The 20,148-nt window shown below is 35.3% G+C and carries 28 protein-coding genes; 8 read left to right on the forward strand and 20 right to left on the reverse strand.

What is annotated here, in order from left to right:
• Positions 1 to 34: 34 nt before the first annotated feature.
• Positions 35 to 967, reverse strand: coding sequence for a DHH family phosphoesterase (locus NSQ08_RS21650; RefSeq protein ID WP_012261810.1), 933 nt, complete (start codon positions 965 to 967; stop codon positions 35 to 37).
• A gap of 315 nt (positions 968 to 1,282) precedes the next feature.
• On the opposite strand from NSQ08_RS21650, the gene NSQ08_RS21655 reads away from it, so the two are divergent.
• Positions 1,283 to 1,588, forward strand: a complete 306-nt coding sequence (locus NSQ08_RS21655) for a YtpI family protein (protein ID WP_002138595.1) — start codon at positions 1,283 to 1,285, stop codon at positions 1,586 to 1,588.
• Between the two features lie 7 nt (positions 1,589 to 1,595).
• Here the strand turns inward: NSQ08_RS21655 and NSQ08_RS21660 are convergent, their stop codons facing one another.
• The 4 genes from NSQ08_RS21660 to NSQ08_RS21675 all read right to left on the reverse strand — a co-directional run bounded on the left by NSQ08_RS21660 (position 1,596) and on the right by NSQ08_RS21675 (position 4,811).
• The gene (locus tag NSQ08_RS21660) at positions 1,596 to 1,859 is read right to left on the reverse strand and encodes a DUF3949 domain-containing protein (RefSeq protein WP_061688728.1); all 264 of its coding nucleotides are present in this window, start codon (positions 1,857 to 1,859) and stop codon (positions 1,596 to 1,598) included.
• A gap of 89 nt (positions 1,860 to 1,948) precedes the next feature.
• Positions 1,949 to 2,890, reverse strand: a complete 942-nt coding sequence (locus NSQ08_RS21665) for a phosphotransferase enzyme family protein (RefSeq protein ID WP_098635283.1) — start codon at positions 2,888 to 2,890, stop codon at positions 1,949 to 1,951.
• A 126-nt stretch (positions 2,891 to 3,016) separates the two neighbouring features.
• Positions 3,017 to 3,334, reverse strand: coding sequence for a hypothetical protein (locus NSQ08_RS21670; protein WP_340778745.1), 318 nt, complete (start codon positions 3,332 to 3,334; stop codon positions 3,017 to 3,019).
• 163 nt (positions 3,335 to 3,497) lie between these two features.
• Positions 3,498 to 4,811 carry a CBS domain-containing protein gene (locus NSQ08_RS21675; RefSeq protein ID WP_002088951.1) on the reverse strand — a complete coding sequence of 438 codons (1,314 nt, stop codon included), beginning with the start codon at positions 4,809 to 4,811 and terminating at the stop codon, positions 3,498 to 3,500.
• A gap of 247 nt (positions 4,812 to 5,058) precedes the next feature.
• On the opposite strand from NSQ08_RS21675, the gene NSQ08_RS21680 reads away from it, so the two are divergent.
• Positions 5,059 to 5,217, forward strand: coding sequence for a hypothetical protein (locus NSQ08_RS21680; protein ID WP_340780287.1), 159 nt, complete (start codon positions 5,059 to 5,061; stop codon positions 5,215 to 5,217).
• A 40-nt stretch (positions 5,218 to 5,257) separates the two neighbouring features.
• On the opposite strand, the gene NSQ08_RS21685 is transcribed toward NSQ08_RS21680, so the two are convergent.
• Entirely contained in the window at positions 5,258 to 5,941 is a 684-nt protein-coding gene (locus NSQ08_RS21685; RefSeq protein WP_340780213.1) for a metal-dependent hydrolase, read from the reverse strand.
• Positions 5,942 to 6,089: 148 nt separating this feature from the next.
• On the opposite strand from NSQ08_RS21685, the gene pepQ reads away from it, so the two are divergent.
• Positions 6,090 to 7,187 carry a Xaa-Pro dipeptidase gene (pepQ, locus tag NSQ08_RS21690; RefSeq protein ID WP_002088955.1) on the forward strand — a complete coding sequence of 366 codons (1,098 nt, stop codon included), beginning with the start codon at positions 6,090 to 6,092 and terminating at the stop codon, positions 7,185 to 7,187.
• Between the two features lie 30 nt (positions 7,188 to 7,217).
• On the opposite strand, the gene NSQ08_RS21695 is transcribed toward pepQ, so the two are convergent.
• Both NSQ08_RS21695 and NSQ08_RS21700 read right to left on the reverse strand, forming a co-directional pair.
• On the reverse strand, positions 7,218 to 7,589 hold the full coding sequence (locus NSQ08_RS21695; protein WP_340778749.1) for a DUF3221 domain-containing protein: 372 nt from the start codon (positions 7,587 to 7,589) through the stop codon (positions 7,218 to 7,220).
• A gap of 20 nt (positions 7,590 to 7,609) precedes the next feature.
• Positions 7,610 to 7,984 carry a hypothetical protein gene (locus NSQ08_RS21700; protein WP_340778750.1) on the reverse strand — a complete coding sequence of 125 codons (375 nt, stop codon included), beginning with the start codon at positions 7,982 to 7,984 and terminating at the stop codon, positions 7,610 to 7,612.
• A gap of 94 nt (positions 7,985 to 8,078) precedes the next feature.
• Between NSQ08_RS21700 and NSQ08_RS21705 the strand changes: the two genes are divergently transcribed.
• A complete protein-coding gene (locus NSQ08_RS21705) occupies positions 8,079 to 8,909 on the forward strand; it encodes a DUF2785 domain-containing protein (protein ID WP_340778751.1) in 831 nt (276 codons plus the stop codon).
• 13 nt (positions 8,910 to 8,922) lie between these two features.
• On the opposite strand, the gene NSQ08_RS21710 is transcribed toward NSQ08_RS21705, so the two are convergent.
• From NSQ08_RS21710 to NSQ08_RS21740, 7 genes are all read right to left on the reverse strand, one after another.
• Positions 8,923 to 9,129 (reverse strand): hypothetical protein, encoded by a 207-nt coding sequence (locus NSQ08_RS21710; protein WP_002088956.1) that lies wholly within the window; start codon positions 9,127 to 9,129, stop codon positions 8,923 to 8,925.
• A 63-nt stretch (positions 9,130 to 9,192) separates the two neighbouring features.
• Positions 9,193 to 10,206: an anti sigma factor C-terminal domain-containing protein gene (locus NSQ08_RS21715; RefSeq protein ID WP_061688723.1), complete on the reverse strand. Its 1,014-nt coding sequence runs from the start codon at positions 10,204 to 10,206 to the stop codon at positions 9,193 to 9,195.
• Positions 10,187 to 10,696 carry an RNA polymerase sigma factor gene (locus NSQ08_RS21720; protein WP_061688722.1) on the reverse strand — a complete coding sequence of 170 codons (510 nt, stop codon included), beginning with the start codon at positions 10,694 to 10,696 and terminating at the stop codon, positions 10,187 to 10,189. The genes NSQ08_RS21715 and NSQ08_RS21720 overlap by 20 nt, the downstream gene beginning before the upstream one ends.
• 124 nt (positions 10,697 to 10,820) lie before the next feature.
• Entirely contained in the window at positions 10,821 to 11,165 is a 345-nt protein-coding gene (locus NSQ08_RS21725; protein WP_340778755.1) for a DUF6176 family protein, read from the reverse strand.
• Positions 11,162 to 11,962 (reverse strand): GNAT family N-acetyltransferase, encoded by an 801-nt coding sequence (locus NSQ08_RS21730; RefSeq protein WP_340778757.1) that lies wholly within the window; start codon positions 11,960 to 11,962, stop codon positions 11,162 to 11,164. The genes NSQ08_RS21725 and NSQ08_RS21730 overlap by 4 nt, the downstream gene beginning before the upstream one ends.
• Positions 11,959 to 12,291: a cupin domain-containing protein gene (locus NSQ08_RS21735; RefSeq protein WP_137057443.1), complete on the reverse strand. Its 333-nt coding sequence runs from the start codon at positions 12,289 to 12,291 to the stop codon at positions 11,959 to 11,961. Before NSQ08_RS21735 ends, NSQ08_RS21730 begins: the two co-directional genes overlap by 4 nt.
• Positions 12,292 to 12,335: 44 nt before the next feature.
• Positions 12,336 to 12,764, reverse strand: coding sequence for a hypothetical protein (locus NSQ08_RS21740; protein ID WP_340780214.1), 429 nt, complete (start codon positions 12,762 to 12,764; stop codon positions 12,336 to 12,338).
• Positions 12,765 to 12,895: 131 nt separating this feature from the next.
• Here NSQ08_RS21740 and NSQ08_RS21745 point away from each other — a divergent pair, with 131 nt between their 5' ends.
• Both NSQ08_RS21745 and NSQ08_RS21750 read left to right on the forward strand, forming a co-directional pair.
• On the forward strand, positions 12,896 to 13,159 hold the full coding sequence (locus NSQ08_RS21745; RefSeq protein ID WP_002003636.1) for a helix-turn-helix transcriptional regulator: 264 nt from the start codon (positions 12,896 to 12,898) through the stop codon (positions 13,157 to 13,159).
• Positions 13,156 to 13,581, forward strand: coding sequence for a hypothetical protein (locus tag NSQ08_RS21750; RefSeq protein WP_149190983.1), 426 nt, complete (start codon positions 13,156 to 13,158; stop codon positions 13,579 to 13,581). Before NSQ08_RS21745 ends, NSQ08_RS21750 begins: the two co-directional genes overlap by 4 nt.
• 51 nt (positions 13,582 to 13,632) lie before the next feature.
• On the opposite strand, the gene ald is transcribed toward NSQ08_RS21750, so the two are convergent.
• Together ald and NSQ08_RS21760 are read right to left on the reverse strand one after the other, a co-directional pair.
• On the reverse strand, positions 13,633 to 14,766 hold the full coding sequence (gene ald, locus NSQ08_RS21755) for an alanine dehydrogenase (RefSeq protein ID WP_002015529.1): 1,134 nt from the start codon (positions 14,764 to 14,766) through the stop codon (positions 13,633 to 13,635).
• Between the two features lie 215 nt (positions 14,767 to 14,981).
• Positions 14,982 to 15,773 (reverse strand): SDR family oxidoreductase, encoded by a 792-nt coding sequence (locus tag NSQ08_RS21760; RefSeq protein WP_002015530.1) that lies wholly within the window; start codon positions 15,771 to 15,773, stop codon positions 14,982 to 14,984.
• A gap of 147 nt (positions 15,774 to 15,920) precedes the next feature.
• On the opposite strand from NSQ08_RS21760, the gene NSQ08_RS21765 reads away from it, so the two are divergent.
• Positions 15,921 to 16,379: a universal stress protein gene (locus NSQ08_RS21765; RefSeq protein WP_001066676.1), complete on the forward strand. Its 459-nt coding sequence runs from the start codon at positions 15,921 to 15,923 to the stop codon at positions 16,377 to 16,379.
• A 41-nt stretch (positions 16,380 to 16,420) separates the two neighbouring features.
• On the opposite strand, the gene NSQ08_RS21770 is transcribed toward NSQ08_RS21765, so the two are convergent.
• Positions 16,421 to 17,125 (reverse strand): hypothetical protein, encoded by a 705-nt coding sequence (locus NSQ08_RS21770; protein ID WP_340778767.1) that lies wholly within the window; start codon positions 17,123 to 17,125, stop codon positions 16,421 to 16,423.
• Positions 17,126 to 17,220: 95 nt separating this feature from the next.
• On the opposite strand from NSQ08_RS21770, the gene NSQ08_RS21775 reads away from it, so the two are divergent.
• Positions 17,221 to 17,400: a hypothetical protein gene (locus tag NSQ08_RS21775; protein ID WP_002034316.1), complete on the forward strand. Its 180-nt coding sequence runs from the start codon at positions 17,221 to 17,223 to the stop codon at positions 17,398 to 17,400.
• Between the two features lie 108 nt (positions 17,401 to 17,508).
• Here NSQ08_RS21775 and argH read toward each other — a convergent pair whose 3' ends face one another.
• Entirely contained in the window at positions 17,509 to 18,897 is a 1,389-nt protein-coding gene (argH, locus tag NSQ08_RS21780; RefSeq protein ID WP_002143374.1) for an argininosuccinate lyase, read from the reverse strand.
• On the reverse strand, positions 18,894 to 20,099 hold the full coding sequence (locus NSQ08_RS21785) for an argininosuccinate synthase (RefSeq protein WP_340778771.1): 1,206 nt from the start codon (positions 20,097 to 20,099) through the stop codon (positions 18,894 to 18,896). The genes argH and NSQ08_RS21785 overlap by 4 nt, the downstream gene beginning before the upstream one ends.
• Positions 20,100 to 20,148 lie beyond the last annotated feature (49 nt).

A 20,148-nucleotide genomic window follows, 5' to 3' on the forward strand; every position in this document is an offset into this window, starting at 1 on the left:
TGCCTCTCCTTCTCTTTCGTTCAACATACAATTTTTATCTACACAGCTCACGTAAATCAGCAAACAGGCGATCTGCTTCTTCCCAAGAAGATGCTTTTGCACCAGAAGCCATCGGATGTCCTCCGCCATTATATTGCATTGCTAACTTATTAATAACTGGTCCTTTTGAACGAAGACGAACACGAATAACATCATCTTCCTCTAAAAATAGAACCCATGCCTTTAATCCATCAATATTACCAAGTGCTCCGACAACACCAGATGCTTCAGTAGAAAGTACATCAAACTCTTCTAGTACCTCTTTCGTTAATTTAATGTACGCTGCGCCTTCTTCTACCATTGTGAAGTTTTGTAAAATATAACCATTTAAACGAGCGATTTTTTCTTTTGTCTTATACATTTCATTGTATAAATCTGTGAATTTTACATCCATGTCAACAAGCTCACTTACGTAACGAAGTGTTTTCGCTGTTGTATTCGGGAATAAGAAACGACCTGTATCCCCAACAATACCCGCTAAAATAAGACGAGCTGCTTCTTTCGTTATCTGTAATCCTTTATCTTTTCCATAACTGTAAAACTCATAAATCATTTCACTTGTAGAACTTGATGTCGTATCTACCCACGTAATATCTCCGTACGGATCTTCATTCGGATGATGATCAATTTTAATTAACATCTTCCCTTTTGCATAGCGTTGATCGTCAACACGTTCTTGGTTCGCAGTATCACATACGATAACAAGTGCATCTTCATATACACTATCTTCAATATCATCCATTACTCGTAAAAATGATAAAGAAGGCTCGTTGTACCCAACCATATAAATATTTTTCTCTGGAAACGATTCTTGCAGAATTGTACCAAGTCCGCACTGAGAACCTAACGCATCTGGATCCGGACGTACATGACGATGAATAATAATTGTATCAAACTCTTTAATTGCTCCTAAAATTTGCTCATGCATATGTATAATCTCCTTTTTATTCAACTTCTTCATTTTATCCCGCATTAACGTGTAGTAAGACTCCCACCTCAAAAATATTAAAAACAATGGGGCAAAATTAATTTGGAGCCTGGATGCACGTAAAAGCCCGATTGGTGAGGGCCAATAATTAGTACGTGGGATCTCCCCACACTAATTAAAGTTTCACTTTATCCCCCATTATAACGGAAAACATTTCATACATGCGAACAATTGCTTTATAATAAAAGTTAGAAAGTTTAGATTTTTCTTTTTTCTAAATTGTTATTTTTATACCAATCGATGGGAGCGTGTATTATGCCAATATTCGTCTTTTGTATTATCATCTCATTTGTGTTGTACCTCTTCTACAAAACAAAGTTCTTTCGTACAAACCGTCCAATGGAGAAAGGTTGGCTCTCAGGAAAATCCGCAATGGCACTCGGCTTATTCGTCCTATTCTTTGGGATAAACCAATTCTTTTTAGAACTTTCAACTGCACGCATTATCGTTGGTGTTTTGTTTATTTTACTTGGCAGCGCGAGTACATTTAATGGATTCCGCCAATATAAACATTTTCTACCATTAGCAGTCAAAGAAGCCGAATCTTATAAAACAACGTAAAAAAGCATCAACATTGTGATGCTTTTTTACGTCCCTTCACTTTCAAAATCATATATGCAACAAACGCAGATGGTATATTAAAGGGATTACCTTGCACGTGAAAATGTAATTGTTCTTCTCCAAAAGACATCTGTTTGTATAGTTCTTGCTGAGATAATCCTGTTCGTTTCTTTTTTTCATTTAATCCTTGTAAGTATAAGTATTGAATTGGTATCATCACAAGAAAGTAAAATAGTGCGATCCCACCAAAGAAGAGCACTTCTGATGACATAATGCATACCACCTTCCCGAAATCCATTTTCTTACAATATAATCATAACATAATATATAACCTAATTGAATCACTATTCTGTCTTTTATTTATATAACCGTCTCTCCACATAACTCTTTTTCAGCATACTGAACATATCGCCGAATAAAAGCACCGGGATCTTTTCTAATAGGCTCGATATCAAGCCTTAACGGAATCTTTCCCGCCATATAAAAAATTCTCGAAGCAGTCCCAAGTCGAATAGCTGCTTCCGAAATATTTTCCCCATATCCCATCATGAAATTCCCCCATGCGTCTTCTAACTGTCCCGAAGCAATTAAATGTAATCTCGGAACACCCATATCAAACTCTTTATACCCAAATCCACATTCATCAAAATCAAGTAAATACCAATCCTCTTTGTCTACAAGAACATTACCAAAATGCATATCACCATGAACAAATTGTTTTTCTCCTAGTTGAGTTGAATTTGCAAGTTCTTGTATTCTTTCTGCAATTCTTATGCATTTATGCTTATCCGCATGCGATAGAAATGAAGCATTTAGTAATCGTTGTAAAGGCTCGTGGATTATCTTTTGCTCACTATATATAGGCCTTTCATAACCTCTCCAAGTTTGCGGCACTCTTTTGAGCACTTCATTTGTTTTTTCATGAAACTTTCGCATTAATGATCCGAGTTTTTCATAGTCCCTATCCTTTGGTTCTAAAATTTCACTTCCGTTTATAAACCTAAAGACAACAAAATACTGGATACTTCCCTCACCTTTCATAATAGGTGTGATCAAATCACCACTTTTATTGACAACTACTTCTGGTACTAACATTTGTTTTTGTATCGCTATTAACCAATGTATTTCAGCTTCTATTTGCTCGGCTGTATAACGTCCCTCTCTATACTGCCTAACTACCAATTTATTTTTGTCCGATTCGAATATGTATGTTTGATTTTCTCCCCCATGTAACAATAAAACTTTCGTAAGACTATTAAAATTATATTGCTTACATAACTGCTCTTTCATGTGAAAATCCATTCTTCTCCCCCTAGTTCATATAGTGAAGCATCGTTTCCCTATCCAATTACACTATTCTTATCTATTAATGATTAGTAGCGTAACCGACTAACAACCAATTTTCTATCCACATTGATACATATCCTTCTATTTTTTCACTTCTCTACTAAAACCGAGCTTAAATAACAGCTTCAAAATCCAATAAAACAAAATAAAGTTAAAGAAAAAGCCTAATGGATTAAACGAAATTTCCCATCCGCCATAATAAATGAAATTTTCTGCTGGTATACCGACGTAAAGAAAATCGCTATTATTTTCTCCAGTTGTAGGGGTAAAGGAACAAATAATAGCGAAAATCAAACTTACTACATACAACTTCTTTTTATTTGAATCCATTCTTCTATGTGTTAACACATGAAAAGTTATTGCAAATACTACACCTAAAAAGAGAACTATTCCTCCCATTCGACACCTCCACAATTATTGTTCAAGCATCTTCAAACGTGATTTATTTTTCTCTTTCGCAATTCAAAGCATGATAGGTTCAGTTGCTAACTACATTTTAAAACTCCCTAATGTAGCGTTCTAAAAAAAAATGGAACAAACCAAAGCGGTCTGCTCCATCTTTTTATTTATCGATCAACTGCACCATAAGTAATGCTTTCCCGACAACATTACCTTCATGATGCACTTCTACATCAATCTTACCAAATTTACGCCCAATTTCTAATACTTTCGGATGAACTGATACAACATTATCAATTTGAACTGGCTTAACGAAATAAATGGTTAAGTTTTCAACAATTAAATCGCTCTTCTTCTGCGCACGAATGACACGGTTTGTTGCTTCTGTCACAATTGTTGTGAATACACCGTAAGATAACGTCCCGATTGAATTCGTCATTTGTGGCGTCACTGAAAATTGATACAAATGCTCATTTTTCGCTTCTTTCGGCGTCATAAATTGGTTCGTTACAATGTCATCAATTGTTTCTCCAACTTGCGGTTGACGTTGAATCATTTGCAGCGCCTGAAGTACATCTTGGCGACTAATGATCCCTTGCAATTTATTCCCTTCTTCCACAACAGGAAGTAACTCAATACCTTCCCACACCATCATACGTGCTGCAGCTGCGACAGACATTTTTCCGTTTACCGTAATTGGATGCTTTGTCATCACTTTATCAATTGGTGTTTCTTTCACGACACCAATCATATCTTTTGAAGTTACAATACCTAACACCTTTTTATTTTCATCAACAATTGGATAACGTCCATGCATCGTTTCTTCATTATACGCATGCCATTGCTGTACTGTATCATTTGGCTTTAAATATAACGTTTCTTCAATTGGCGTTAAAATATCTTCAACGAGTACAATTTCTTTCTTGATAAGTTGATCATAAATTGCACGGTTAATTAACGTTGCGACCGTAAATGTATCATAACTACTTGAAATAATTGGAAGTTTTAATTCATCTGCTAATTTCTTCACATGATCTTCCGTATCAAATCCGCCCGTAATTAACACTGCTGCCCCAGCTTCTAGTGCTAATTGATGTGCGTTCGTACGGTTACCGATGATAAGTAAATTCCCTGCTTCTGTATAGCGCATCATCGCTTCTAATTTCATAGCCCCGATTACGAATTTATTTAATGTTTTATGTAGTCCTTCTCTGCCTCCAAGTACTTGACCATCGACAATGTTAACGACTTCTGCATATGTCAGTTTTTCGATATTCTCTTTCTTCTTTTGTTCAATTCGAATTGTTCCGACACGTTCAATTGTACTAACATATCCTTTATTTTCTGCGTCTTTAATTGCACGGTAAGCTGTCCCTTCACTTACACTCAAATCTTTCGCAATTTGCCTCACAGAAATTTTATGCCCTACCGGCAGGCTATTAATATGTTCTAAAATTTGATTATGTTTGGTAGCCAAATGGTTTCACCATACTTTCTTTTCCCTAAATTCTTCATGTGTTGTATTTTCAGTATACTATATTTTCAAAACTGTTACACTCTCTCTTTATATGCCTGTACCATTTTTTTTATAACAAAATACCCCTTACATTCCACCAGTCATTCTATTACAACAATGTAATGCTGTTGTCATCTCGTTCGATAGTTTGTCCAGACGCTTCAATATACAATTAAGACAAGAAATGAAACAAAGGAGCGAATACATTATGAAAAAATTTTTAGAGGTTGTAGGTGCTGTATTTTTAGCTTTCGTAGATGGGAAAAAAGTTGCAATGGAGTTGAATGAAACACCCGAACAGCCACTTCCAGAAAAAAAAGAATCACCAAAACAAGCGCAAACTTTAAAAACTGTACTACACACATAAAAAACCCTTCACTTGTCATTTCAAATGAAGGGTTTCTTTTTTATAGTGTAATACTTTCTCCAGCTTCTAATACTTTCCCTGTACAATTTTGTAGCTTTTCTACAAATTGATATGGATCTTGTTCAATAACTGGGAACGTATTGTAATGCATCGGTACAACTGTTTTCGCCTCTATCCATTTTGCTGCTAACACAGCATCTTCTGGCCCCATTGTGAAATTATCGCCAATTGGTAAAAATGCTACATCAATATTATTCAGTTCTCCAATTAACTTCATATCAGAGAATAAAGCAGTATCTCCTGCATGATATACCGTTTTCTCCTCTGCTGTAAACAAAATACCAGCTGGCATACCTGTATATGTAATCGTCTTTTTTTCTTCATCAATATAACTAGAGCCGTGGAATGCTTGAGTAAATTTCACCTTTCCAAAGTCAAATTCATGTGAACCACCAATATGCATTGGATGTGTATTTACACCTTGCCACCCTAAAAATGTCGCTAATTCAAACGGTGCCACAACGACCGCATTATTGTTCTTTGCTAACGCTACTGTATCCCCAACATGATCACCGTGTCCGTGCGATAAAATAATCGCATCAACTTTTACATCTTCAGCCTTTAAATCTGTTTTCGGATTTCCCGTTAAAAATGGGTCAATTAAAATAACTTTTCCATTCGTTTCAATCTTTACAACTGAATGCCCGTGATACGATACTTTCATCATTACATTCCTCCCTATTCACATTCTCACTTTTTATTCTACATGATTTCTCAATTCCCTGTCTTTTCTAACATCGATTTACTTGTCATAACGCTTTCCTCCGATGTAAAGTTATATTTGTAATTAAATATCTCGGGGGTGCCAATCGATGAATGCTAGATTAGAAAATTTAATGCAATGGCTAAAAGAAAAAAACGTAGAAGCTGCGTTCTTAACTTCTACACCGAACGTCTTCTACATGACAAACTTCCACTGTGAACCACATGAAAGACTACTTGGTATGTTTGTATTCCAAGAAAAAGAGCCTATTTTAATTTGTCCTAAAATGGAAGAAGGCCAAGCACGTAACGCTGGCTGGGCACATGAGATTATCGGATTTACTGATACGGACAGACCATGGGATATGATTGCAAAAGCAATTAAAGATCGTGGTATTGATGCAAATGCAGTTGCAATTGAAAAAGAACATTTAAACGTAGAACGTTACGAAGAATTAACAAAGTTATTCCCAAATGCAGCTTTCAAATCAGCTGAAGAGAAAGTTCGCGAACTTCGCTTAATTAAAGACGAAAAAGAACTTTCTATTTTGCGTGAAGCGGCTAAAATGGCAGATTATGCTGTTGAAGTTGGTGTAAATGCAATTAAAGAAAATCGTAGTGAGCTAGAAGTATTAGCAATTATTGAGCATGAATTAAAAACAAAAGGCATCCATAAAATGTCATTCGATACGATGGTATTAGCAGGCGCAAACTCTGCTCTTCCACACGGTATTCCAGGTGCAAACAAAATGAAACGCGGCGATTTCGTACTATTTGATTTAGGTGTAATCATTGAAGGTTATTGCTCTGATATTACGCGTACAGTAGCATTTGGTGATATTTCTGAAGAACAAACTCGCATTTACAACACTGTACTTGCTGGACAACTACAAGCAGTTGAAGCATGTAAACCAGGCGTTACATTTGGTGCAATTGACAACGCCGCTCGCTCTGTTATCGCAGATGCAGGTTATGGAGACTTCTTCCCACACCGACTTGGTCACGGACTTGGAATTAGCGTACACGAATATCCAGATGTAAAAGAAGGCAATGAGTCTCTATTAAAAGAAGGTATGGTCTTCACAATCGAGCCAGGTATTTACGTACCAAACGTAGGCGGCGTTCGTATTGAAGATGATATTTACATCACAAAAGACGGATCAGAAATCTTAACGAAATTCCCGAAAGAATTACAATTTGTGAAATAAGAAAAAAGGCAGCGTGATGGCTGCCTTTTTCTATTTCTCTACTATTTCAAATTTCTCTACAATCATTTTTGCTGGATAGCTTTCAAGCGTTTGAGAAGACCATACTTTTATTTTATCCCCTGTTTTTAGTTTATTATATGCATCTTTATCCTTAAAACCCAGGACTATATGTGATGGATGATCTTTATTCATTTGTTGTTCTATATAATTTTGTAGCTCTACTTTTGTTTTAAAAGTTTTATCACTTTCAAAAAATATTGTGCCATTTCTCAATATTACATACCCTTCTTTAGGTTCTTCTTTTACTCCTACTTGCTCTACTGTTTTCGTAGTACACGCTGATAATATGATTAGAAGTACACTTAAAAATATATGCATAGAAATTTTCATATTTCTATTCATTTTTAATCCCTCACTCTTCGCTATTTCCGCTTTAAAACCATCTTCTCTTCATACTTATCATCCCATTTAATCACAACCTCTATCGGTTCACCTTTAGATAAAGGCGCACAACTTACACAAGATGATTTCATTTCAATCCTTGCCCCTTTATGACTTTCTGACGTTTGTGTCATTGTACTAAACGCTTCATTAATAGCAATCTCTAAATTTTCAAATTCTATATTCCCATCTCCGCCCTTATACTGAAACGTAAACACTCCATCTTCACTGTCATCCTTAATATGACCTTTATATTGCCCCGTCCAACTTTTGCTCTCGCTAGAAAAAGTAACATACGAAATCGAACAACTTCCAAAAAAGAAAATACTAATAAAAAAGAATAATGCTCTCTTCATAATGTCCCCCCCATCCAAAAGCACTTATTTCTTGTCTATTTCTTCCTCTCATTATACTATTAATATACAGAATTTTCTAAAACAGGAGGTTTACATGTTACAACAACAGTTAGAAGAAATTCGTGATAATAATTACGTAATCAATGGTGCACTCAATATTGATTCTTTAAGTTCAAGTATGCTTCAACATATCGGTGTTACTGATAGCTATTTAAGGGACAAACTCATTTACTCTACTTTTTATCATCTAATCAAGAAGGACTATATTTCACACACCCACTTACAGAAACTATTATCAGAAAGCATCAGTGAAAAATATTTATTTTATAAGATTCATTCAGATAAAGACGATGCTGTATTTACCCGTGCATTTACAACATTATTAATCGCACTCATTATTGATGCTGATACAAATCATAATTTCTTATCACAGACTGATATTTTAAATGTAAAAGATAAATTAATTCTATATATGAACAAAGAACAGGATTTCCGTGGGTATGTACAAGACCAAGGCTGGGCACATAGTATCGCTCATGCTTCCGATACATTTGAGGCACTTGTTAATAATCCTAAACTGGAAACTTCACATTACGAAGAAATACTACAAACTTTATTAAACAAAGTTTGTGTCCATTCCATTTATTACAAATATGAAGAGGATGAGCGTCTCGTTTATCCGATTGTCGTAATGCTGCAAAATGGCTTGGAGGAAGAAATACTCATATTAGCCCTTCGTGATCTAGTAGCTCAATTACAAGTTCAAAAACCGACACTACATATTGACTCGTATGAATTTCTATACGGAAATATAAAATCTTTCTTGCGCAGCTTATTTTTCAAATTACGTACAATGTCTATATGTAAAAAAACTGAACGTGAAGTTGAAAAATTACTACAAGAACTTCATAAATATTATTACTAAAAAAGAAGGCCACTCAAAAAGTGCCTTCTTCTATCTCACTAATATTTATTTGAAATTTCACGATCCAAACTGAGAAAAGGTGGACAAGAAGCGCAAACGCCATACATGCTCCGCTTAAAAAAGTTAGTATAGGATGCGAATACACGTGCCCTAATCCATAGGATATCGCCACGAAAAACATTGTTATGTAAATATAAATTGCTCCATGTATTTGCCTCATATAAACCTCCTTTTCCCATATTATAACATAAATTTTCTGATTATTCACATTAATTAATTGTAATCAATATTTCTCAACTGTTACGCCTCTTACAGCCGCCTTAATATATGGTGCTCCTTGTAAACCTTGTAAATCCTCTGTTTTCCCTGTTACAACTACACCGTATATTGGTAGGTCTTTTGGTTTCGTGTTTTTTATTTCTTTATAATATTGTTCAAAATAATCACTTGGTATACCTTCACTATTTTTTGCTAAATACTTCATTTGGTATAGAAATTCTTTTGAGTTTATTGTTATATCGTTTTTCATATCTTCTTTCACTTTTGAATAACTTCCTTCAAATCCAAAAACGTTTTTTGCCATTTCCGCATTTAATATCGCACCATCTTTAGGATCTTTTAACCCTACATAAAAATCGCTTTTCTTTTCATTATATGTATCTACCCAAAACCAAACTGGCTGTACACTTTTGGGAAGCATCTCAGTAATTTGTTCAGCTGTATACGATTTATCAAAAGATAAGGCTACTTCTGCAACTTTATTTTGCAAATTCCCAATATTTTTCAGATCATCCACATAATTTTTATAAGTAACGAAAGGTAAATAAAACCTCATTTCTCTTTGCATTGTTTGTACATTATAATCTGGTATGGTAACAGCCCCTCCCCCCCTTTTCTCTTCATCTAAACTAACAAGTTCACCATTGTAGTGCTTCATACTATAACCCCAGATACCTGATTCATATATATCATTTATCCATTTTACTGGTTGACCGGCTATATTTTTATAAGAGTTGTATATTACTGTACTTCCTGTCATACCGAGACTTAAATACATACTTCCACTAAAACGAATATTAGGGCCTTGAACCCTATGTAGTGCATTCATTTCTCTTTCCATTTTTCTAAACGTTTGCTGAGAAAAATAAGCTGCCCCCAAAAACAAACTTACTATAACAATAATGGACGCACAAATAGAAATAAGCCAGTTTCGCCAAAGCTGCTTCCTCTTCGCTCTCTTCATCAAAGTCTTCATCTGCTTATCATCCATATTCAAATCAAAGTCCTTCCGACTCATCATTTCTCCTCCTATACAATTTTTTAAATTGATTTCTTGCACGGTACAAACTTGTTTTCACTGTTTCTTCTTTCATACTTAATAAAATGGCAATTTCCTTATAAGATAGTTCATATTCATATTTCAACAGTAAAATATGACGATAATCCTCCGTCATCGTCTCCAGTATTTCTTGTACTTCTCCTTGCAGTTCACTTGTTAAAAGCACTTCATCTAATGACTTTTGACCAATAAGAACGACCGATTCAATCGCAATTGGATTTAGTCTTTTTTCTTTTCGGTGTAAATCTCGGTGCTGATTGATCGCAACTCTAAATAGCCACGGTGTTAAATGCTCTAACGGTATTTCCTCCATAAGCAATAAAGCCTTATACAACGTATCTTGCACAATATCTTCCGCTTCTTTTCTATCTGCTCCAATCTTAATTAAGTATCCAAACACAGCTTTTGATTTCTCTATTAATAATGATTCAAACGTATCATGGCTCATTCTGCTCTCCTTTCTATATACTCAACGTTTGAGAGCGTAAAATGTATACAGCTTTTCTTTAAAATTTTTTTCAAAATAAAAAGCACATCTATTTTGATGCGCTTCTCTCCAACATACTATTCTATTATTTCATTACTTCCTTCACAACATCTTGAATCATAACAACTTCTGTTTTCATATCAACAGACGGTGTTTCTTCATCAATACATTCATACCAAAACGCTAAGTGCTTTTTATCAATTGCATGATGAGAATTTTCGACAAGAGCCCCGCCTTCTCCTTGCACAGAATACCAATATAAGTACTCTTCTCCATCTCTTATTTCCCGGAAAATTGTCTCTACATACATCTTTTCGTCGTTTAATGTCAAAAGCACTTCTTTCATATTATCATTAAGAAGCTGCATCCATTCATCTATGCGATGACTTTTACCTGGCTTGACTTTGAATCTTGTTAATTCTACGTTCATCTTTTATTCCCCATTTTCTTGCGGACAAACAAAACATATTCTACTGGATTATGGAAGCTTAATTTACTAGCTAATTTTTGCGAAGGAATATTATCTACATTACAATCCCAGCATGGTGTAATATGATTTTGTATACACTGTTCAATGAAACGTGTTGCGACAGCTTGAGCTAATCCTTTTCCTTGATGTGCTTCATGTGTTGCAATATCAATTTCAGCAAAACCATTCCCTCTAAATATTGAGACGCATTCGGCTACAATCATCCCATCTTGTTCTATACAAAAACCAAAGCCGTTATTTAAAAACACTTCTTTTGATCCCCAATATTCTTTGTAATAATCCTCTGTAAATTCATTACTTCGTTCTATATCACTTTTATCAATACGTTTAATTTCATATGTATTTTTGTTTAATTCTATTCTTCTATCTTCAAAAACTTCTCTTTGAAATTGAAATGTCATTCGTGGGATGTTCCGAAATGCATTACTAAAGTACTCTTCAATCATCATTTCCCACTCTTCACTCGAAGTGAACAGTGTAAATCGTTTCTCTGTTTTTTCAATAGCCATTTTTAAATACGCAAATAAATATTCGTTATAATTTTGATCATCCGTATCACCAAATAAATAATAGATACCATTAGCTGTACGAATTAGTCCTGCTGTTAATTTCTCATTTGTAAAAATCTCACCATCTATGATTTGATCACAAACTGCATACGCAAAAGTCGTTGTTCGTTGATTCCCTTCTAAAAGTGGAATTACTTTATCGTATTCTTCAATCTCTAACCTTCTCATACGACCTCCACAATAACCGTATCCGCCTCTATATTTTCAAAACAAAGATTTACCGTTCTCTTGAATGCTCTCGTTCTATGGATCGTGCATGCTGGAATTAAGATAGAATCATTTGGCTTTAAAACCGCCGTCTCTCCATCTTCAAAATCGATAAGTAGTTCTCCCTCTAGCACAATAAATAATTCATCCGAATTAGAATGATAGTGCCAATCATATTCACCAGTAAATACGGCGATTCGTAAGCAATGATTATTTACATTTGAAACGACGAAGTTTTTATGTTGTTCTTGAATGTCCTTTGTTAGTTCTAATAAATTTACAGTTTCCATCTTTCGTCCCACCCTTTCATTAGTCGTTCTTCTGAAAAACTAACTTAGTCTCCACCACCTCCGCAATCTCCTCCACCATCACTTGAGCTGCTACAATCGTTGCTACTATAATCACCAAATCCACTTGATGAGCTTGAATCGGATGAAGATTTTTTTCTCTTTTTTCTTTTCCTATCTCTCTTACTTTCATAACTAGGCCATACTTTCTGAAAGAATATAACGAATAAGACTAATTCTATTACAACAAGGATAAAAACTAGACTACTCTCAATAATATTAGGAGTTATCTCAAAACTGTAAAACAGTCCAAATGAATACATACACAAAATCACATACAGAGCCATACAAATATACCGAAATGTTTTTTCTATCATAATGACTACTTTTTTTGAAAGAGGTATGTTCTGTTCCTGTTTTTTCTTTATATACTTTTGTCTTTTAGCTTGCTTTTTCTTACTCTTTTTGCTCCCCATTGAATCTCCTCTATCGACTTCCATTTTTCATTCAATTCCAAATTATCGCAAAAAACAACATCATAACAAGCAATATTTCTCGTGAAGTTTCATTTACTTTTTGTAAAGTTTTATTTACTTTTTACCTAAAAATGGATATTATAAATGTAACAAATTTACAAAAAGGAGACTTTGTATATTTGATTAAAAATAAGGTGAAACAATTCCGCGTCGTTAGAGACATCACCCAAGAACAATTAGCTTCCTCTGTTCAAATCACTAGACAATCCCTCATCGCTATCGAGAAGAATAAATACAACCCAAGTTTAGAATTAGCATTGAAATTATGTGAGTTTTTCAACTGTAAAGTAGAAGATTTATTTCAATTAGATAAAACTGGGGAGGAAAAAGAATGAAAAATACTTTTAATCAAGAGTTCATTTCGCATCTTACCATTTTATTGTTAGGTTCAATTTTTCTTTATTTCAATAGTAATGATGAAGAAAAGATTAGTTCTGTCCTTCTATTCACTGGCGTATACATACTCTTAGCCTTAATACTATTCATAGTGAAACGAATATTCTTTAAGAAAAAGAAGCACGATTCCGAGAAATATCCATTACCTGAGATGGATGAAAGAATCGAGAAGATGAGTTTAAAACTTATGGCGCAAATTTTCGGCCTCTCTCATTTAATCGGTTCTGCGATACTATTTATTTTATATATCACTGACAAAAATTCGATGATACGAGTTGAGTATGCCTTGTATTATTTGTTTGGTATTCTTTTCTTTACAATGATGTTCGGATTAAGAATTGTAAAGAAACTAGACAATTAGCCTAAATAAAAAGCCCCTCCTTACAAAAAGAGGGGCTTACATGTATTTCTATTATGATAAAGCAGGAGCTTTTTCAAGAAGCTCTTTTGCATCTGCATATTGTAAGCTGTGCGCTTCTGCAACTGCTTCGAATGTTACGTAGCCATCTAATGTGTTAATACCTTTTAATAATGCAGTGTTGCCTAGGCAAGCTTCTTTGTAGCCTTTGTTAGCAATTTGTACTGCATATGGTACTGTTACGTTTGTTAATGCAAGAGTTGATGTACGTGGAACCGCACCTGGCATATTTGCAACTGCATAATGAACAACACCATGTTTCTCATAAGTTGGGTTGTCGTGAGTTGTAATACGGTCAGTTGTTTCGAAAATACCACCTTGGTCAATCGCGATATCTACAACTACAGAACCTGGTTCCATTGATTGAATCATTTCTTCTGTTACAAGTTTTGGCGCTTTTGCACCTGGGATTAATACTGCACCGATTACAAGGTCAGATTCTCTTACAGCTTCTGCAATGTTATACGGGTTAGACATTAACGTTTTCACTTGGTTTCCGAAAATGTCATCTAATTGACGAAGACGTTCTGCACTTAAGTCGATGATTGTTACATCTGCACCTAAACCTACTGCAATTTTCGCTGCGTTTGTACCAGCTTGACCACCGCCGATAATTGTTACTTTACCGCGTTTCACCCCTGGAACACCTGCAAGTAAAATACCTTTACCACCTTTGTTTTTCTCAAGGAACTGTGCACCGATTTGCGCAGACATACGACCAGCTACTTCACTCATAGGTGCAAGTAATGGTAAAGAACGATTGTCTAATTGTACTGTTTCGTATGCAATTGATACCACTTTGTTATCAATTAATGCTTTCGTTAATTCTGGCTCTGGAGCTAAGTGTAAGTATGTGAATAAAATTAAACCTTCGCGGAAATAACCGTATTCACTTTCAACTGGCTCTTTTACCTTCATAACCATATCTTGATTCCATGCTTCTTCAGCAGTTTCAACAAGTTTCGCACCAGCTTGTACGTATTCTTCATCTGTAAAGCCTGATCCTACACCTGATCCTTTTTGAACAAAAACTTCATGACCATTTTGTACTAAATGTACAGCTCCCGCTGGCGTCATTGCCACGCGGTTTTCATTGTTTTTAATTTCTGTTGGAATACCGATACGCATTATTAGTTCCCCCTTGAGTTATGAAATGACCCCTGAATCATTTTTTTAAAGCGCTTTCTATACTCTTATATTCTAACATAATATCTCAATATTTGACAAAAAATTAATACAAGTTTTCCGATAGATTTAATCTTACATGAAAGGACAGTATTATCCGTACCTCTCAGTATAAAGGATAAACTGTCCAATTATTCGAAACTTCACTTTATTTAATTCTATCGATGTCTATGAATAACATCAACAGCGCCTGTTACTTCAATAATCGTGCCAGTAATCATATCAGAATCGTCCTCACATAAAAACGAAATGGTTCTCGCGATATCTTCCCCTGTTCCAGATCTACCAATTGGTGTGTTACTACCTTTCAGATTTCGTGCTTCTTCAATCGTTGCCTCTTTCATTTCACCAATTATATCACCAGGACATACCATATTCGCAGTAATACCGTATTCAGCTTCTTCGTATGCGACTGTTTTCGTTAAAGAAACAAGTCCGACTTTCGCAGCTGCAAAGGCTGAACGATAAATCCATCCAGGCGCGCTATCTGCCCCTTGAAATCCATAGTTAATAATACGGCCAAATTGCTGGTTTCTCATAATCGGGACGACAAGTTTTAATAAATGAAACACCGCTGTTAAATTACCCTGGATCATTTCATTCCATTCGTCTTCTTCGTAATCGACTAATTTTTTCCTTTCAAATACGTAAGGACCAGCATTATTAATTAAGAAGTCAATTTTGCCAAAACGGCTCATCGCTTCTTCTACTATTTTATGTAAATCTTCCTTTTTCGTGACATCAGCTTGCACGAACTGTAGACGTTCTTCCATATTTTTATATGTTTCTTTCATTGTTTCCATAGCACTTGTATCGCTATGATATGTTACTGTTACGGAATATCCTTTATCCAATAACTTTTCTGTTACTTGCTTTCCTAAACCTTTCGTACCGGCTGTAATGAGCGCGTGTCTCACAAACATGCCTCCTTTTAAATTGCTATACTCCATATGTAACAAGTTCTCGCTTCAATTACAACTAAAATGAATTAAGGCAAAGTTTTCAAAATTCTGTAACGTTTCCGACAAGCACATTACCAAAATTTGTTTTATAATAAAGTTGTAAACGGTAATAAAAATGATTGGGAGGAATTTACTATGAATAATACATATACAAATATTTTAATTGCGGTGGACGGTTCTAAAGAAGCAGAAAAAGCCTTTAAAAAAGCAATTCAAGTTGCAAAACGAAACAACGCAACATTAACAATTGCTCATATCGTTGATGTAAAAGCATACTCAGCAGTAGAGGCTTATAGCCGCGCAATTGCTGAACGTGCAAATCTATTTGCAGAAGACTTATTAGAAGACTACAAAAAAACTGCGCTTGAAGCTGGTCTTGAAAAAGTGGAAACTGTATTAGAATTTGGTAATCCTAAATCTAAAATTTCAAAAGAAATCGCTCCAAACCATAAAGTGGATTTAATTATGTGTGGTGCAACTGGTTTAAATGCTGTAGAACGTTTCCTAATTGGTAGCGTCTCTGAACATATTATTCGCTATGCGAAATGCGATGTCCTTGTTGTTCGTGGTGACGAGGAGCAAGGTGATCTTTAATTTATAAATAAAACACCAAGTCCACATAGGCTTGGTGTTTTTCATTTCACAAACTTCACTATAAATACAAGACAAGCTACAACAACAACGGTACCTGCCAACACATACGGCGGAAGGAATTTCAAAGACCATAGCGCCATCATTATCGTCGCAACAATTAAGTACGTTTGCTTTGCATCTTCTGTCATTTTTTTACGAAGTAAGAAAACATACACATAACCGATTGGCGGCGTAATGAAGCAAAGAACATATATAATTTTTGATTTTAAATACCACTTTTGTTCGCCAAGTTTCTTTATGTCTTCTTCTATTCTCTTACTCTCTTGTTCTCTCACTTCTTCTTCAATCGGATCTTCCTCTTCTCCTCGCCTTTCTTTCATATAAGGAAGAAAGTGCATGAAAAAATAACATGCAAATACGATTGCCCAAAATTCAATATCCAATCTTTCTAGTGGAATATGCTCGCTAAAAAATGCAGCAGCAATCACTAAAGAAAAACAATACGTTGTCATCCAAAATGAACGTTTTCTCTTTTTCCGTCCTATTTCTTTTTTATCTTTTACTTCTTGTACTTTCTTTTTTCTAGAAAGCCATTCAGAAATACAGCAATCTACTACAAATAAAGTAAAGATAAAGATTGCTATATGCATTGTTATTACATTCTCAAATGAAAATACTTCTGGGAATGCAACGTGTAATACAATTAGCGTGTACAAAATTAACCCTACAAAATAAATACGTCTCATCTTCCATTCCTTCCCCATTTCCTAACATTAGGTTAACATACATTTTTTAGAAATAGACGGACAAAATATATGTGTTTAGAAAAGGAGGATGCTACATGGACGATTATGAACGTATTATTTTAGATGTGAACGGTACAGAACTCGAAATGTTAAATACGATTCGCGAGCATTTTAAAGAAAAACATGGTGTTGAACTAAGTCACGGTGCATTGCTTCGAGATTTAATGGATATTGAATACATTCGGATTACGGAAGATCGACACAAGTATGATTAATCGATGAAACTTTAAGCCTAGAACATATTGTTCTAGGCTTAATTAAATCCATACAAAAAGGTAAGGTACTTTCTAAAAAAGCACCTTACCTTCTATATCATATATCATTTAACTTCCAACAAACTCTATTGCTAACCCCTTCGCTTTCTCCAAAGCTTTTTCAATTTGCTCAAACCCTGTCCCACCAGCACTGTTACGGCGCTTTACAGCTGCATAAGGTGAAAGAACTTCATATAAATCTTCTTCAAATAACGGACTCATTTCTTTATACGTTTCAAGTGGTACATCTAATAAATAGATTCCTTTTTGCGTACAATGAAGAACTAGTTTCCCGACAATTTCATGAGCTTGACGGAACGGCAGTCCCTTGCTTGCTAAATAGTCGGCAATTTCTGTTGCGTTAGAGAAGTCTTGCGTCACAGCTTGCCCCATTTTTTCTTTGTTTACAGTCATCGTTTCAAGCATGCCTGCCATAATATGAAGGCATCCTTCTACTGTTTTCACTGTATCAAACATTCCTTCTTTATCTTCCTGTAAGTCTTTATTGTAAGCGAGTGGCAATCCTTTCATTACTGTAAGTAAACTGAATAAATTACCGTATACTCTGCCCGTTTTACCACGAATAAGTTCCGCCATATCCGGATTTTTCTTCTGCGGCATAATACTGCTTCCTGTTGCGTATTGATCGCTCATTTCAATAAATTGAAACTCTTGACTACTCCATAAAATAAGTTCTTCGCAAAAGCGTGATAAGTGCATCATAAGCATAGATGAGTTACTTAAAAACTCCAGTATGAAATCACGATCACTCACCGCATCTAAACTATTTTCATAGATTCCATTAAATCCAAGAAGCTCCGCACTATATTCTCGGTCAATCGGGAATGTTGTACCAGCTAGTGCTCCTGCTCCTAATGGTGAAATGTTAATACGCTTTAACGAATCTTCATAACGATTCACATCGCGCTCTAACATCCAAAAGTAAGCAAGAATATGATGCGCAAATGAAATCGGCTGTGCACGTTGCAAGTGCGTATAGCCGGGCATAATTGTTTCAATGTTATTTTCCGCTTGATGAACAAGAACAGTTTGCAATTGTTTTGTAGCTTTTATAATATCTTCTACTTTTTCTTTTAAATACAAATGCATATCTGTCGCTACTTGATCGTTACGGCTTCGGCCTGTATGAAGTTTCCCTCCTACTTCACCGATTCTTTCAATTAACATCTTTTCAATATTTAAATGAATGTCCTCAGCCTCGACTGAGAAATTCAATTTATTTTGTTTCGCTTCCTCTAGTAAATATTGAAGCCCTATCTTTATTTTCTCTGCTTCTTCTTTCGTAACAATGCCTTGCTTTGCTAACATCGTTACGTGTGCGATACTCCCTTTTATATCTTGATTTACTAATTGTTGATCAAAGGAGATGGATGCTCCAAACTCTTCAACCCACGCTTCCGCTTCTTCTGTAAAACGTCCGCCCCAAAGTTTGCTCACGCTTCCACCTTCTTTTGATTCACTTGGCTGTATACTTTCGTAGGTAAACCGAATAATGAAATGAATCCAACTGCTGCATCATGATTAAATTCATCCTGGGCAGTATACGTTGCTAATTTTTCATCGTATAAAGAGTACTCAGATTTACGCCCGTCTACAATCGCATGACCTTTAAATAATTTCACACGCACTGTACCTGTTACATTTTTTTGCGTTTCTTGTAAGAAAGCATTGAGCGCTTGTTTTAAAGGTGAGAACCATAAACCGTTATAAATTAATTCTGTTAGTTTTTGCTCAATCATCGGTTTGAAATGAGCAACCTCTTTCACAAGTGTTAAATCTTCAAGTTCTTTATGCGCTGTTATTAATGTCATTGCTGCTGGGCATTCATATACTTCACGAGATTTAATACCGACAAGGCGATTTTCTACATGGTCGATACGTCCAACGCCATGTTTGCCAGCAAGTGCATTTAACGTTTTAATTAGTTCTGAAAGTGAATATGCAGTGCCGTTTAAAGTCGTCGGTACTCCTGCTTCAAATCCGATTTCTACAAACTCTGGTTTATTCGGTGTATCTTCTAATGCTAATGTCATCTCGTATGCTTCTTCTGGCGGCGCTGCCCATGGATCTTCTAAAATTCCACATTCGTTGCTGCGTCCCCATAAGTTTTGATCGATTGAAAACGGGCTATCTAAATTAATTGGAATCGGTATATCATTTTCTTTTGCATATGCAATTTCTTCTTCACGTGACCATTTCCATTCACGTACGGGCGCAATAACTTCTAAATATGGATTCAACGCTTGAATAGAAACTTCAAAACGAACTTGGTCATTCCCTTTCCCTGTACATCCATGTGCAACTGCACTTGCGCCTTCCTGCTCTGCAATTTCTACTAATTTTTTTGCAATAAGCGGACGAGATAATGCAGAGACAAGAGGATATTTCCCTTCGTATAACGTGTGAGCTTGCATCGCTATCAATGCATATTCATTCGCATATTCTTCTTGAACATCAATCATATATGATTTAATTGCACCTACTGAAAGTGCTTTTTCTTTTACAAACGCTAAGTCTTTACCTTCCCCTAGATCTAAGCAAAGCGCGATAATATCATAATTCTTCTCTTGTAACCATTTAATTGCAACGGAAGTATCAAGACCTCCGGAATATGCTAATACAACTTTTTTCTTCTCCATTTTGCATCCCCCTAAAGAATAAATATTCATCTTTTCTTATAATAATCCA

It is taken from the genome of Bacillus sp. FSL E2-8887, assembly GCF_038007205.1.
Classification (GTDB): Bacteria; Bacillota; Bacilli; order Bacillales; family Bacillaceae_G; genus Bacillus_A; species Bacillus_A mycoides.

What these genes read in the sequence shown, in the direction of transcription:
- NSQ08_RS21740 (WP_340780214.1), bottom strand. Translation starts at nt 12,764, where the DNA reads ATGGGGAGCAAAAAGAGTAAGAAAAAGCAAGCTAAAAGACAAAAGTAT.
- NSQ08_RS21695 (WP_340778749.1), bottom strand. Translation starts at nt 7,589, where the DNA reads ATGAATAGAAATATGAAAATTTCTATGCATATATTTTTAAGTGTACTT.
- NSQ08_RS21660 (WP_061688728.1), bottom strand. Translation starts at nt 1,859, where the DNA reads ATGTCATCAGAAGTGCTCTTCTTTGGTGGGATCGCACTATTTTACTTT.
- NSQ08_RS21760 (WP_002015530.1), bottom strand. Translation starts at nt 15,773, where the DNA reads ATGGAGTATAGCAATTTAAAAGGAGGCATGTTTGTGAGACACGCGCTC.
- NSQ08_RS21725 (WP_340778755.1), bottom strand. Translation starts at nt 11,165, where the DNA reads ATGAACGTAGAATTAACAAGATTCAAAGTCAAGCCAGGTAAAAGTCAT.
- NSQ08_RS21700 (WP_340778750.1), bottom strand. Translation starts at nt 7,984, where the DNA reads ATGAAGAGAGCATTATTCTTTTTTATTAGTATTTTCTTTTTTGGAAGT.
- NSQ08_RS21670 (WP_340778745.1), bottom strand. Translation starts at nt 3,334, where the DNA reads ATGGGAGGAATAGTTCTCTTTTTAGGTGTAGTATTTGCAATAACTTTT.
- NSQ08_RS21745 (WP_002003636.1), top strand. Translation starts at nt 12,896, where the DNA reads ATGGATATTATAAATGTAACAAATTTACAAAAAGGAGACTTTGTATAT.
- NSQ08_RS21785 (WP_340778771.1), bottom strand. Translation starts at nt 20,099, where the DNA reads ATGGAGAAGAAAAAAGTTGTATTAGCATATTCCGGAGGTCTTGATACT.
- ald (WP_002015529.1), bottom strand. Translation starts at nt 14,766, where the DNA reads ATGCGTATCGGTATTCCAACAGAAATTAAAAACAATGAAAACCGCGTG.
- NSQ08_RS21685 (WP_340780213.1), bottom strand. Translation starts at nt 5,941, where the DNA reads ATGAAAGTATCGTATCACGGGCATTCAGTTGTAAAGATTGAAACGAAT.
- NSQ08_RS21665 (WP_098635283.1), bottom strand. Translation starts at nt 2,890, where the DNA reads ATGGATTTTCACATGAAAGAGCAGTTATGTAAGCAATATAATTTTAAT.
- NSQ08_RS21655 (WP_002138595.1), top strand. Translation starts at nt 1,283, where the DNA reads ATGCCAATATTCGTCTTTTGTATTATCATCTCATTTGTGTTGTACCTC.
- NSQ08_RS21705 (WP_340778751.1), top strand. Translation starts at nt 8,079, where the DNA reads ATGTTACAACAACAGTTAGAAGAAATTCGTGATAATAATTACGTAATC.
- NSQ08_RS21715 (WP_061688723.1), bottom strand. Translation starts at nt 10,206, where the DNA reads ATGAGTCGGAAGGACTTTGATTTGAATATGGATGATAAGCAGATGAAG.
- NSQ08_RS21710 (WP_002088956.1), bottom strand. Translation starts at nt 9,129, where the DNA reads ATGAGGCAAATACATGGAGCAATTTATATTTACATAACAATGTTTTTC.
- NSQ08_RS21680 (WP_340780287.1), top strand. Translation starts at nt 5,059, where the DNA reads ATGAAAAAATTTTTAGAGGTTGTAGGTGCTGTATTTTTAGCTTTCGTA.
- NSQ08_RS21770 (WP_340778767.1), bottom strand. Translation starts at nt 17,125, where the DNA reads ATGAGACGTATTTATTTTGTAGGGTTAATTTTGTACACGCTAATTGTA.
- NSQ08_RS21750 (WP_149190983.1), top strand. Translation starts at nt 13,156, where the DNA reads ATGAAAAATACTTTTAATCAAGAGTTCATTTCGCATCTTACCATTTTA.
- NSQ08_RS21735 (WP_137057443.1), bottom strand. Translation starts at nt 12,291, where the DNA reads ATGGAAACTGTAAATTTATTAGAACTAACAAAGGACATTCAAGAACAA.
- NSQ08_RS21720 (WP_061688722.1), bottom strand. Translation starts at nt 10,696, where the DNA reads ATGAGCCATGATACGTTTGAATCATTATTAATAGAGAAATCAAAAGCT.
- NSQ08_RS21775 (WP_002034316.1), top strand. Translation starts at nt 17,221, where the DNA reads ATGGACGATTATGAACGTATTATTTTAGATGTGAACGGTACAGAACTC.
- NSQ08_RS21650 (WP_012261810.1), bottom strand. Translation starts at nt 967, where the DNA reads ATGCATGAGCAAATTTTAGGAGCAATTAAAGAGTTTGATACAATTATT.
- NSQ08_RS21730 (WP_340778757.1), bottom strand. Translation starts at nt 11,962, where the DNA reads ATGAGAAGGTTAGAGATTGAAGAATACGATAAAGTAATTCCACTTTTA.
- NSQ08_RS21765 (WP_001066676.1), top strand. Translation starts at nt 15,921, where the DNA reads ATGAATAATACATATACAAATATTTTAATTGCGGTGGACGGTTCTAAA.
- pepQ (WP_002088955.1), top strand. Translation starts at nt 6,090, where the DNA reads ATGAATGCTAGATTAGAAAATTTAATGCAATGGCTAAAAGAAAAAAAC.